9 protein-coding genes and 3 pseudogenes are annotated in these 11896 nt (G+C 65.7%); 6 read left to right on the forward strand and 6 right to left on the reverse strand.

Annotation, left to right across the window (positions count from 1 at the left end):
- Positions 1 to 808 precede the first annotated feature (808 nt).
- Together ACIPSA_RS29445 and ACIPSA_RS29450 are read left to right on the forward strand one after the other, a co-directional pair.
- Complete coding sequence (locus tag ACIPSA_RS29445) at positions 809 to 1459, forward strand: FMN-dependent NADH-azoreductase (RefSeq protein WP_402639717.1); 651 nt, start codon at positions 809 to 811, stop codon at positions 1457 to 1459.
- A 504-nt stretch (positions 1460 to 1963) separates the two neighbouring features.
- On the forward strand, positions 1964 to 2908 hold the full coding sequence (locus ACIPSA_RS29450; RefSeq protein WP_402639719.1) for an RNA polymerase sigma-70 factor: 945 nt from the start codon (positions 1964 to 1966) through the stop codon (positions 2906 to 2908).
- Positions 2909 to 3371: 463 nt separating this feature from the next.
- Here the strand turns inward: ACIPSA_RS29450 and ACIPSA_RS29455 are convergent, their stop codons facing one another.
- Positions 3372 to 4295: an RNA polymerase subunit sigma gene (locus ACIPSA_RS29455; RefSeq protein WP_402639721.1), complete on the reverse strand. Its 924-nt coding sequence runs from the start codon at positions 4293 to 4295 to the stop codon at positions 3372 to 3374.
- Between the two features lie 795 nt (positions 4296 to 5090).
- On the opposite strand from ACIPSA_RS29455, the gene ACIPSA_RS29460 reads away from it, so the two are divergent.
- The gene (locus ACIPSA_RS29460; protein WP_402639723.1) at positions 5091 to 5354 is read left to right on the forward strand and encodes a WhiB family transcriptional regulator; all 264 of its coding nucleotides are present in this window, start codon (positions 5091 to 5093) and stop codon (positions 5352 to 5354) included.
- A gap of 143 nt (positions 5355 to 5497) precedes the next feature.
- Here the strand turns inward: ACIPSA_RS29460 and ACIPSA_RS29465 are convergent.
- Positions 5498 to 6578: pseudogene (locus ACIPSA_RS29465) on the reverse strand (low temperature requirement protein A).
- A gap of 460 nt (positions 6579 to 7038) precedes the next feature.
- Here ACIPSA_RS29465 and ACIPSA_RS29470 point away from each other — a divergent pair.
- The 3 genes and pseudogenes from ACIPSA_RS29470 to ACIPSA_RS29480 all read left to right on the forward strand — a co-directional run bounded on the left by ACIPSA_RS29470 (position 7039) and on the right by ACIPSA_RS29480 (position 9959).
- Positions 7039 to 8658: a cytochrome bc complex cytochrome b subunit gene (locus ACIPSA_RS29470; protein WP_402639724.1), complete on the forward strand. Its 1620-nt coding sequence runs from the start codon at positions 7039 to 7041 to the stop codon at positions 8656 to 8658.
- Positions 8659 to 9097: 439 nt separating this feature from the next.
- Positions 9098 to 9334 carry a VOC family protein gene (locus tag ACIPSA_RS29475; RefSeq protein WP_402639880.1) on the forward strand — a complete coding sequence of 79 codons (237 nt, stop codon included), beginning with the start codon at positions 9098 to 9100 and terminating at the stop codon, positions 9332 to 9334.
- 84 nt (positions 9335 to 9418) lie between these two features.
- A pseudogene (locus ACIPSA_RS29480) lies at positions 9419 to 9959 on the forward strand (transposase family protein).
- Here the strand turns inward: ACIPSA_RS29480 and ACIPSA_RS29485 are convergent.
- The 4 genes and pseudogenes from ACIPSA_RS29485 to ACIPSA_RS29500 all read right to left on the reverse strand — a co-directional run.
- Positions 9949 to 10135, reverse strand: a pseudogene (locus tag ACIPSA_RS29485) (IS5/IS1182 family transposase); the annotation flags it as partial. The pseudogenes ACIPSA_RS29480 and ACIPSA_RS29485 sit on opposite strands and share 11 nt — an antisense overlap.
- A 347-nt stretch (positions 10136 to 10482) precedes the next feature.
- Positions 10483 to 10653 carry a hypothetical protein gene (locus ACIPSA_RS29490; protein WP_402639726.1) on the reverse strand — a complete coding sequence of 57 codons (171 nt, stop codon included), beginning with the start codon at positions 10651 to 10653 and terminating at the stop codon, positions 10483 to 10485.
- On the reverse strand, positions 10650 to 10901 hold the full coding sequence (locus tag ACIPSA_RS29495) for a hypothetical protein (protein WP_402639728.1): 252 nt from the start codon (positions 10899 to 10901) through the stop codon (positions 10650 to 10652). Before ACIPSA_RS29495 ends, ACIPSA_RS29490 begins: the two co-directional genes overlap by 4 nt.
- Before the next feature lie 9 nt (positions 10902 to 10910).
- Positions 10911 to 11657, reverse strand: a complete 747-nt coding sequence (locus ACIPSA_RS29500) for an SDR family oxidoreductase (protein ID WP_402639730.1) — start codon at positions 11655 to 11657, stop codon at positions 10911 to 10913.
- Between the last annotated feature and the right edge of the window lie 239 nt (positions 11658 to 11896).

An 11896-nucleotide genomic window follows, 5' to 3' on the forward strand; every position in this document is an offset into this window, starting at 1 on the left:
GTGGCTCACTTTTCATCCGCCGTACGTGGCCCTCGTTTCACCCGTTGCCGAGAGCACACATATCTTGCACCAAAGCACTGGAGGATGCGGCACCTTCATCGCGCTCCGTCCACGGCTCCCTAATATTGCGTACCGCATATTAGGGAGCCCTGTCCGCCTGTTCACGACAGGAGACCGGCGTCGACCCGAGAATGGCCGCAACGATCGACACCAGCCCCGGCCCGTTCAGCAGAGCTGAGCAAGCAGAAGCAGTCGGACTGGCCCTACGCCTGCTCCGAGAGAAGCTGAACACAAGGAACGAGCGGGCTGCCTTCTCCGCGTAGCGTTCGACTGCCCCCTGCATTCAGATCGCCGACAATCTCCAGCTCAGTTGAATCAAGACCCGCCAGACCGTCAGCCGAGCCCGCAAGCGCCTGCTCACCGAACGACGTGAACCAGTAAGCACGGCAGAACACCAGCGACTTAAAGCGTTCGTCTCTCGGCGTCGTAGCAGCGCACTCGGGAAATCCGACCGGTTTGGAAAATCTCCTGACCGTCGATACCGGACGTCCTCGAACCGGATCGCCGACCGCTCAGCATGTAGGCGTGCCACGGCCGGAGGCTCGATCGAGACGGCGGCGAAGCCGCAGCGGACAGCACGCGCTCCAACAGCGCCCACCGAGACCTTCCGGTCGGTGAATCCCCGCCCCGCCCGTCGGCCTGTTGACCGCCTACCTCTCCACCCCACCCGTTGCACTCGTGATAGTCTCATTCAATACGGTATTGTGTTTGACTATCGTCGTACGAATCCTCTCTTGGGAGAAAGCCCATGGCCACGCTGCTGCACATCGACTCGTCCGTTTTCCCCGGCGAGGCGTCCTCGTCCCGTTCGGTCACGGCCGCCTTCCGCAACGCCTGGGAGGAGCAGCACCCGGAGGGCACGGTGATCTACCGTGACCTCGCCGCCGACCCCGTCCCGCACATCACCGCCGACGCCTGGTCCGCCGGATACGCCGTCCCCACCGAGCGCACCCCGGAGCAGTCCGCCGCGTTCGCCGCGCGCGAGAAGCTCATCGAGGAGCTGGAGCAGGCGGACGCCGTCCTGATCGGCGCCCCCATGTACAACTTCTCGATCCCCTCGACCCTCAAGGCGTGGCTGGACAGCGTGCTTCTGCTCGGCCGCACCGCCGGCGAGACCCCCTCCGCCCAGGGCACCCCGGTCGTCGTCGTCGCCAGCCGCGGCGGCTCCTACGCGCCTGGCACCCCGCGCGAGGACTACGAGTTCGTACAGAACTACCTTCAGGCCGTCCTCAAGGACACCCTCGGTCTGGACCTCCACTTCATCGTCCCGGAACTCACCATGGCCCCCCGCAACCCGGCCATGTCCGAACTGGTCCCCCTCTACGAGTCCTCCCGCAAGCGCGCCTTGGAAGACGCGACCACCAAGGCCAAGGAATTCGCGGAGCGCCTCGCCGCGTAGCTGCCGCCCGGCAACAGACACCGTGTGACACCTCGGTACAGGACGACACACGGTGTCTGCGCCGGGTGCCCCCTCCCCGCAAGCCGTGACCGCAGACGGCGTTTTTGACCGTGTCTGGTGTGCCGGCAGCAGCGAGCGTCACAGCCGTTCCACTGCTCGTCGAAAACGCCCCCGAGGCGCGACCGCAACCATGGCCGCCGTGGTCTCTCACCGGCAGTGGATGACCGACATCCGCTTGGACCAAGCACGGCCCTTCTGCCCCGCTCCTGTCACAGCAACGGGCCCGTCCCGGTCTATGGAACGGATGCGATTGCAGCGGCCGTGACTTTCAGGGAACACAGTTCCTGCACCACCCGAACAAGCCATGCAGTGCCTCATGCTCCGCAGCGCGAGAGCCGTGAGCAGAGTGTCCTGGGCCCCGGGACGGCGCCGCCCGCGACCACGCGGTAGCCGCTGGTCCCGCTACTGGACAGCCGTAACCGGAGGAACGGAGACCGCAAGATCATGGATCTCGAACCGGCCCCCCCGAGAGGGGACCTTGAAGAGGCCGTCTCGGTCTTTGTGCAGCATCGGGCACGTCTGTTCGGAATCGCCTACCGTTTGCTCGGCAGCGTGGTCGAGGCCGAGGACGTGGTCCAGGAGGTGTGGCTGCGCTGGCAGAAGACAGACCGCTCCGCGGTGATCAGCCCGGTGGCATTCCTCTCGAGCGCCACGACCCGTTTGGCCATCAACGTCGCGCAATCGGCGCGTGTGCGTCGGGAGACGTACATCGGGCCGTGGCTGCCCGAGCCCGTCGACACCAGCTCGGATCCGGAGGTGGGCGCGCAGCGCGCGGAGGCTCTCGAACTGGCGCTGCTGCTGGTGCTGGAGAAGCTGAACCCGACTGAACGCGCCGCGTACGTACTGCGCGAGGCATTCGACTACGGCTATCCCGAGATCGCGGAGATACTTCACCTCAGCCTCGTCAACGTGCGGAAGATCGTCAGCCGTGCTCGCAAGCATCTGTCGGACGAGCAGCGGGAGAGCGTGGACACGGCGGAGCACCGACGTCTTCTGAGCGCCTTCGTCTCAGCGGCTCAAACGGGGGATGTGGCTTCACTGGAGGCCCTTCTCACCCCCGATGCCGTCAGTCTGTCCGACGGCAACGGACTCCGTGCCTGCGCTCGCATGCCCGTGCTGGGCCGTGCACGTATCGCCAAAATGTCGACTTACAGGCGGTTGTGGCAGGAAGCGGAGCCCAGATTGGTCGAGGCCAACGGCTTTACGGGCGTGACGTTCTACCGGGATGGCCGACCCATGGCGTTCATGACGATGGCCGCCTCGAAGAAAGGCATTCACAAGGTGATGTGGGTGTTCGCCCCGAGCAAGATAGCCGCGTTCCTCGATTCGCGTTCCCGCTGCGCAACTGCACTTGGTCGCGCGCCGGGTGTGTCATCTCGGCAGGTGTGACAAGGCGCTCATCGCACGATCAACGCGGGCGCCCGGCAGTGTCCGCCCCGGTCACTGGCAGGCTGGTGAGTCAGGGCCCATGCGAGATCACGCATGGGCCCTGATGGAGTCGGCCTTCCCGACGGGGCGCGGACGGCTGTCGGCGACGGGGGAAGCGGAAGCTCACCGGCCCCGGGGCCCTTCTGCGCGGACCCCATGCGGTGAGTAAGCACATCATGTTGCGCGGAGACCGGCCGAAGACGCCGAAACGAGCCTTTCCGCGTCGGCGTGGGGTGCCGACAGGCAGAGCCGCCCAGAACCCGCGACCACTGCGCCCTTGCCCAGGGACACAGGGGCCGTTCCCAGTGTGGGGGAACAGCCGCGTGTGGTGCTCTTGAGGAGCACCACACGCGACACAGAGCGACAGCACGAGCGGCGATCGGCACCTCCCCTGCAAGGTCCGCATGGCAGCGCCCAGAAGCGATCAGGACCAGCCATCACCCTGCTGTGACGGGCTCCGGTCCGAGCCGGGGTGGCCGGGGGGCTGGTTCCAGGAGCGTAGTTTATCGGGGTTGAGGATGACCCAGACCTGTGCGACGTGGTGGTCGGCGACGTCGAGGCTGATGACGGCGGCGACCTGGTGGTCGTAGCGGGCGATGAGGCCGGTGCGCTCGTTGACGGAGTGGGTGGTCAGGGTGGTGCGGGGGCGGCGGGCCAGGAGCGTCAGCAGGCTGTGGGCGACCTGCCGGCTGCCGTGTACGGGCCTGGTCAGTGCCCGGACCTTGCCGCCGCCGTCGAAGAACGCCGTGGCGTCCGGGCACAGCAGCGACGTGAGCAGTTCGGCGTCCTCGTTCAAGCAGGCCCGACGCACAGCGCGGGCGAGGGCATCGTGCTCTTCCGGCGGGGTGCGGCGTGAGCGCTGCATCCGAAGACTGCGGCGGGCCTGGTCGGCGAGTTCGACGCATTCCGGCTCTGTACGCCCCACGATGTCGGCGACCGCATCGGGGGCCATCCCGAAGACGTCATTGAGTACGAACGCCGCCCGCTCGGCCGGCGACAAAGAGTCCAGCGCGTTCAGCAGAACCCGGCTCACCTCCTCCGCCAGCCTTGCCTGTGCTCCCTCGGCGTCTCCCGTCTCTGCGCGGTGCCCCTCCCTCTGGCCGGTCGCACTCCGGTCGGGATGGGCGAGCCGGCTCAGACAGATCCTGCCCGCGGTCTTGGCGAGCCAGGACCGGGGAGCTGTGACCTGCCGGCGCTCCGCGTCGGACAGCCGGTACCACCGGCGGTAGGTCTCATCGACGACACTCTCTGCCTGACGGGAGCTGCCCAGCATCCAGTAGGCGACATCCAGCAGATGCCGACGCTCCTCAAGCAGCTCAGCGATCGGCACCGCGTCAGCATGGTCCATACGGCATCCTCCCCCTTGCACGGCACCACACAACGCGGGCGCACACAATGATCCCGTCGGCCTGTAGGAGAGCTTCGGTGTTTTCGGCGTCTTGATGACAGGGAGCCACCATGCAGCCCCTGTGCTCGGCAAAGGGGCTCCAGCGGCGGATGGCTGAGTCCTCGTGCACGACACACCTCTTTCATTTTTCGGCTCAATCGTTTGACCGGGCATGCACGAATCTTGTGACATCGACTTCCCATCGTGATGCCGAAGGCTCGGGCAGCATCCTCCACCCGAGGCCCTCACCGGGCGCTGCGCCGACGCAGGCTGTCCCATCAGGCGCGGACAGGCCTCCGGCTCCAGCAGGCCGCTCAGCCGAGCGAGGTCCGGCAGGCCCGGCGCACGCCGCCTGCGGCGGGACGTCCAGCCCGCGCGATCACTCTGGCTCGCAGGCAGGCGCGGGCTCAGGCGGGCCGCCGGCTCGCAGACGACCATGATCCGTACTTGACCGGTCAGGAGCAGCTGCCAGGGAACGACTGCTGGATGTCATCGTCGTGGTGTCGCATCAGCGTGACCAACTCGGCGAACAGCGACTGCCTCGGCCACGTGATCCACTGCGCATCATCCATTTCGAAACCACGCGGAACTCGGCTGTGTGTCACAAATGGGCCGGGTGGCCGGTCTCAGTGGCAGCCCCCGGTACCTCTTCGCAGAGACGAGGAAGACCATTGTCGGATGCCGGGGCCTTCAGCCGAATGACGAACCTTGGAGGTCTGCAGTTCCGTGGCTGCTGAACGAATAGGGGACTACGCCATGCGTTGGCGCGAACGGGCAGCTTGTCTACGCGTAGACCCTGATCTTTTCTTCCCCATAGGAAACAGCGGCCCGGCGCTTGCACAGATCGACGAAGCCAAGGCCGTCTGCGGCCGTTGCCCTGTCGTGGAGCAGTGCCTCGGATGGGCCGTGGAGGTGGGGCACGTGGAAGGCATCTGGGGCGGCATGACGGAGAGCGAACGCCGTGCGATGAGGCGGCGTGAGGCCCGTCGAGGCAATGGGATGGTCACCACGGTGGCGTGACGGCTCCCAAGTCACCACCAGAAGTGTGAGCTTCGCGCCGGACTCTCCGAACCGGCCTGTGCAACTGCGCCGGGAACCGCGGCTGCCGCGCTCCGTGCCGTGTACCCGGTCACCTTGCCCAGCGCGGGAGGAGCGGGCCGGCGTCAGGACGGTCTGGCAACGCTGCGCCCGGCCATTCCGAGGGTTGCGGCGATCAGGAGCGCTGCGATGATTCCGGTGCTGAGCACGGGCACGGCCGTGTAGGTGGCGGCCAGGATGGCGAGGATCGCGACCGGATGGGCGATGTCGGCCAACGCGGCTGTCTGTGAGGGATGCCGGTGCAGGAGCCGGACGAGCGCGATGAAAACGGCCACAGGGACCGTGTACGTGGCCGGGGCCTGCTGGTCGGTGAGGACTTCGTGGCCACCGGCACGCGCGACGTCGAGGGCCGGCCCGGCACCAGTGGCAGCCGCGGAGGCGAAGACGGCGTAGTGACCGTAGCCCCATAGCATCGCGGTGGTGAAAGTGCCGAGTCGCCGCCGTGCGTTTTGGTCGAAATACAGCCACCACGGGGAGAGGACCGTGAGCAGACCGTCCAGCGCGAGGAGGGCAACCGCGCCGGTATCCCTGTGGCTGTCCCATGCGGTTCGCGCTGCGTCGGCGGCAGCGGTGACTGACTCACCGAGCACGATGAGCGTGAACAGGCCGTAGCGCTCAGCAATGTGATGGGGATGTCAAGTGGTGTGGGCAGCGCGCTCGGCCCACACCGGGATGGAGAGTTCAGCCACGTCGAGAGCCAGGAACGAGCCGAGGCCACCGTTGCCCGGCAGAGCGAGACGGGCTACCCAGCCCGTCCGAACCATGAGAATGCCCAGGGGCGTAGCGCAAAGAGCAGCGCCGACGTTCGGGATCCGAATGCGCTGCACGCAGCCACTGACTTGCCATGGCCGCCGCATGACGACATAGCCCCAGGTGATCACCGTGAAATCGTCGTGCTCGAGAGCTTGTTCCGCGCCGCGCCCGCCTCCGAGGCGAACCACATGAAGTTCATCCATGCCCACCAGAGCGCGAAGAACACGAGCGCATAGCCGAGGACAGCGTTGGCTATACGGCCCTACGGCCCTCGGAGAGCTCATGCGTGAATGCGGAAGCGATCTGGGCGATGGCAGTGACGAAGCAGAGATCGAAGAAAAATTCCAATGCGGTGGCGGTACGGTGCTCCTCGTCGGAAAGACGGGCGAACATCGGGTTTCGCGGCAACTGGCCCCAGAGAGGCTACACCTGCGACCACACACTGCGCGGTGCGTTCGATCGCAGCACCGTACTGAGGAGCGGTGCGGCCCGGATTTCCGTGGCCCGGTCCGGGGTTTCACCTCCGATGACGTGTGCGCCCCCGGCAGGACTGCGCAGACGGCCGTGCGTGTCACACCTCCGCCTCGTGCCCGGTCATATGGGTGGAAGCAGTCCATGAGCCTGCTGACGTGACGTAGCCGCACTGCGTCAGGGCGGATCACGAGGCGGGCGGCAACGGATGGAAACAGAGTTGATGCCCTGCATGCCTCAGATCTGCCGCCAATAGGCACTAAACCTGCCGCACTGAATTCTCCGTCCGTCGCCAAGAGAAGCCCACGGTGAAGTCGGAGACGCGGAATCCGAAAAGTCAAACGCAAGCTCTTTTGGGTGATTTATGAATGGTGGTAAGGGCATGGATGACGGGAGTCTGGAAAACCGAGTGCGGCAAGAAAGTAACGGGGGGAGGGTTGCCGAATGGGCCGACGGACGCCTAGGTGTGTACAGCCTGGTCAGAGCGAAGGCTCGAAGAGCGTTCCCGGACCACTGGTCGTTCGTGTTGGGAGAGACATCCCTCTACAGCTTCATCATCCTCATCGTTACAGGTGTGTATCTGACGCTGTACTTCCATCCTTCGATGAAGGAAGTGGAGTACAAAGGCAGCTATGTGCCGCTGCGGGGCCGGATGGTGTCGGAAGCATTCAATTCGACTATGCACATCTCATTCGATGTCCGTGGCGGTCTGCTGATCCGGCAGGCCCACCACTGGGCAGCCCTGGTCTTTGTCGCCGCCATGCTCGTCCACATGATGCGCGTATTCTTCACGGGTGCCTTCCGCAAACCTCGTGAATTCACCTGGGTGTTTGGATTTCTACTGCTGCTCCTCGGAATGCTCGGAGGGCTGACAGGATACGACCTTCCGGATGACCTTCTCTCCGGGACCGGGCTCGCAGTCGTGAATGGGACGATCCTTTCCATTCCGATTGTCGGAACCTACCTCTCGATGTTCCTCTTTGGAGACGAGTTCCCGGGGGGTGATCTGGTGGCGCGCTTCAACACGATCCACGTCCTGCTGATCCCTGCCCTCATGGTGGGACTGCTGGCCGCCCATCTGCTCCTGGTTCTCTATCACAAGCACACGCAGTATCCAGGTCCGGGACGCAGCAACAAGTACGTAGTGGGTCTGCCGCTCAAGGTACGTGCCGTAAAGTCTGCCGGATTCTTCTTCCTGGTTTCCGGTGTCATCTTCGTCGTCGCTTCGCTGGCGCAGATCAACCCCATCTGGGCGTACGGCCCCTACCGCGCCGACCAGGTTTCGGCCGGATCGCAGCCCGACTGGTACATGGGAATAGCAGACGGGTTGCTACGGGTCATGCCCGGCTGGGAAATCAACTTCTGGGGCCACACTCTGGCTCTGGACAACCTGATCCCGCTGGTGGCGGGCGTTGGTTTCTTGCTCGCCCTGGGCGTATACCCTTTCATCGAGGCCTGGGTGACCGGCGACGACCGTGAGCAGCATCTCCTCGACAGACCGCGCAACCGCCCCGTGCGAACGGCACTTGGTGTCGCATGGATAAGCTTCTATCTAGTGGCTCTGATCGGCGCGGCGAACGATATTATCGCCATCCGCTTCCATGTCTCGGTTGAATCAGTGACGTGGGCAGTCCGCATCGGCCTCTTCATCGTGCCTTTCACGGCCTATGCCGTGACGAAGCGGTGCGCACTCGGCCTCCAGCGCAGAGACCGCGACAACGTGCTGCACGGCCGGGAGACCGGCATCATCAAGCGTTTGCCGAACGGTGAATTCATCGAGGTGCACGAGCCGCTCAGTCAAGGACAACTCCACGTCCTTACACAGCACGCGCAGTACAAGCCGATCGGCCCCGGCCCTGCGGGTAACGCGGGAGACCTGGATGCCGGATCCCGCCTTTTCCAGCGCCTGCGTGTCATACTCAGTCGGAACTTCTACGGCGAAGGCACGCAGATCACCAAGCCGACCGTACAGGAGTACAAGGAGATCATCGGCAAACACTGACGCCGATCCCTCTGCACACCTGACGGACAGGCAGGAGGAGCAACCGCCACGAGCGCCGGGGGAGCGGAACGGCTTGCCCCCGGGCTCGCAGGGCGGTACTGCCATTGGCTGTTGTGCCGCCCTGAGCGACAGCTGAAGCCGCGTCTTGGTGTTCAGCGGTACCCGCCGGCCGTTGGGCCAAGGTGCAGAGTCGGCGCTCACATGGCCAGTACCGTTGGCCGGTGATCACTGATCGCAAACTCCAACTGACCCTCGACTGCGCTGAGCCCGAGCGGCTCGCGGCATTCTGAGCCGCTGCGCTCTGGGGCACAAAGTCGAGCCGCCCGCACCGTTCGCTGCCTGGCGCGCGTACTGGCTGGACCAGGGCCTGTCGGAGGAGGAACTGGGCGCAGGCCACTGCAGTGACGCCGTCCTCGATCCGGAGGGCATCGGCCCGCGGATCTGGTTCCAGCAGGCACCCGAACCGAGGGTCGTCAAGAACCGGCTACACCTTGATCTGGGCGTGAGCGGAGGGCGTAGCGTCCCGTTCGCCACTCGCAAGGAGCGAGTGCTTGCCGAGGTGGCGCGGCTGGAGGCCGCGGGCGCGTCCCGGTTGCGCATCGAGGACTCGGAGGGCTCGGGTTCCTTCTTCGCCGTGATGCACGCCCCAGAGGGCAACGAGTTCTGCGTTCATTGAACGATGGGAAGCCGTAAGGCGTGCGGCCGGCCCGATCTCCGTCCGGGCACATAGGCGCCCAGCGCCGAATGAGATGATCCCGCGGTGGCTGGTGTGATCACGGCGTCGGGGCCGTCCTGGACAGTCCCGTTCACCGGCTGAGCCCACCCTGCTTCGGCAGGTTGGTGACCGCACTGCGTCGCGAGGGCGCCGGCGAAGCACGCCGAGGCCGGCCATGGAGCCCGATGCTCGAGGACCGGGTAGTGCTCGTAGCCACTTACCGGCGAGCAAACTTGACGCTGCGTCAGTTTACCTCTCCGTTCGGGGTCTTCGATTCGCAACGACTGCAAGGCGTGGGAAGAATCCGGAGCCATGGCCGCCGCCGACAACACCGCCACTATCGCCGACGGCGGATACCTCGGCACGGGGCTGGTCATGCCACACCGCCGTGAGCGGGGGCCAGACCGAACTCCCGGCCCGGATGGACGAACACAACCGCTCGCACAAGCAGATCCGGGCCCGCATCGAGCACACCTTCGCCCGAGTGAAACGCTGGAAGATCCTGCGCGCCTGCCGCCTCAAGGTCGTCGGCGTCCACCGCGCCATGCTCGACATCGCCCGCCTGCACAATCGTCCTACGTGGTGAGGCGGACGATGCGCTTGTAGCAGCAGACAGCCGCGGCGAGACCGAGAAATGCCAGGTAGCTGCGGGGATGACGTTCATAGCGAGGGCTGAGTCGGCGGTAGCCGGCCGGCCAGGAGATGGTCCGTTCGGTCGTAGGCATTGTCGGCGTGCAGGCGCTGGGGCTTGAAGTACCGGCCGTTTTGCGACACTGCGGGGCGGCTGGTCGACGTCTGTCGGCGGCCGCCGCCCGTCATGTGTCCCTCTCGACAGCTTCGGCCGGCGGTGCCGCAGAGACGCGAGCATGAGCAGCGGCTTGAGGCGTGGGGGCTCCGGCCCGCCTACCCGCTGCAACACCCGGCCGTGCAGCCAGATGCCGCGACACGTTGGATCTCCCAGCAGGGCGCGGTGGGAACGCCGTCGCTCAGCTCACACCAACGAGCCGGGCATCGGCGTTGATGCCCGGCTGCGGTGTCCCCAGTGACGGCAGCTCCTCGACCGCTCAGCGACTGGTGGTCGCGGGAGGAACCAGCATGTCTGCGGCCGCTCAACTGGAAGAGAGCTGCTGCAGAGCGGCGGAGATTGCTGTCATCCGCTCGTCCAGGTTCACGAGTTCTTGGCAAAGCTCCTTGATACGGGTCTGCAGTTCGGTGGCTTCAGCGGCCAGCGACACGACTGTGGCCGCGATGTCGATGCGTTTCTCAGTGGCTTGGGTCATCGTGTGTCCTTCTGCTGCAGAGACCGGAAGCGCGGTGGCAGACACCTCTCGGTCCAGGCGCCTCCTGCCTGGTCCAGTTGCACAGCAGAGATGTCGAGGATCGGCTTGGGCTTGTCGCTGACCAGGACCCCGGCCGTTGCCAGGGCCGGGGTCCCGTCAAGTCCCCAGTCGGAGCGGTGCACGGTGGCCGTGCCCTCGAAGACGACACGGTGGCCGTGCCGGGGTGGCCCCACCTGGACCGGGGCCACCCGCCGGGCTTACTGCTGCCTCGCGAGCCAGTCGGTGTACCGGGTCTCGACAATGTGCGCGCCGGGACCCGGCACGAGTGTGGTCTCCTTCAGCCGGGCACCGGAGTACGGGGCGCTCGGGTCCGTGACGACCGTGCGGGTGTCGTTCTTGTCGGCGAGTACCTTACGGATGAGCTCGTCGAGCTGGAACACGTCGGGGCCGGCGACCTCCACCACACCGTTGACCGGGGCGCCGACCGCAGTGCTGCCGACAGCGGCGGCCACGTCGTCGGAGTGGATGGGCTGGAACTTGACGGGGGCCAGACGCACGATGTCGCCCTCGGTCGAGATGTCCGCGATCCCCGTCACGAACTCGAAGAACTGCGTGGCGTGGACGATGGAGTATGGGGTCCCGGACGCCTTGATCAGCTCTTCCTGCGCCTGCTTGGCACGGAAGTAACCGCTCTCCTGTAGCCGGTCGGTGCCGACCACGGACAGAGCCACGTGGTGCGTCACGCCGGCGTCCGCCTCGGCCTTCAGGAGGTTGGTGGTCGAGGTACGGAAGAAGTTCATGACGTCATCGTCCGCCCACGAGGGGGAATTCGACACGTCGACCACAACGTGCGCACCCTGCAGTGCCTCGGCCAGGCCCTCGCCCGTCAGCGTGTTGACCCCGGTGTTGGGCGAGGCCGCGACCGCCTCGTGCCCGTGCTCGTTGAGCTTGACGACCAGCTTTGAGCCGATCAGCCCGGTTCCACCGATCACTACGACCTTCATGGCGGAGTCCTCTCATAGGTTGTCATGGTGCGGCGCGCTCCTGCGATGAGTTCCCCGCCGTCACCGAAAGAATTTCGGTCTGCACTAGAAGAGACAGGGCAGCAGCTCTACATGTGACAGGGGTTCACAAGAACCGGGAAACTTTCCCGGATTCGGCCCTCAGAGGCCGGTCTGCGCGAGACGGGTGCGGCTGTTCATTCGCTCGCGTCACGGCTCCGCAGGCGGTCACCGGTTGTGCT

The organism is Streptomyces sp. NPDC086549 (assembly GCF_044746205.1).
Classification (GTDB): domain Bacteria; phylum Actinomycetota; class Actinomycetes; order Streptomycetales; family Streptomycetaceae; genus Streptomyces.

Coding starts and splice junctions, on each gene's coding strand:
- ACIPSA_RS29445 (WP_402639717.1), top strand. CDS start 809: ATGGCCACGCTGCTGCACATCGACTCGTCCGTTTTCCCCGGCGAGGCG.
- ACIPSA_RS29450 (WP_402639719.1), top strand. CDS start 1,964: ATGGATCTCGAACCGGCCCCCCCGAGAGGGGACCTTGAAGAGGCCGTC.
- ACIPSA_RS29455 (WP_402639721.1), bottom strand. CDS start 4,295: ATGGACCATGCTGACGCGGTGCCGATCGCTGAGCTGCTTGAGGAGCGT.
- ACIPSA_RS29460 (WP_402639723.1), top strand. CDS start 5,091: ATGCGTTGGCGCGAACGGGCAGCTTGTCTACGCGTAGACCCTGATCTT.
- ACIPSA_RS29470 (WP_402639724.1), top strand. CDS start 7,039: ATGGATGACGGGAGTCTGGAAAACCGAGTGCGGCAAGAAAGTAACGGG.
- ACIPSA_RS29490 (WP_402639726.1), bottom strand. CDS start 10,653: ATGACCCAAGCCACTGAGAAACGCATCGACATCGCGGCCACAGTCGTG.
- ACIPSA_RS29500 (WP_402639730.1), bottom strand. CDS start 11,657: ATGAAGGTCGTAGTGATCGGTGGAACCGGGCTGATCGGCTCAAAGCTG.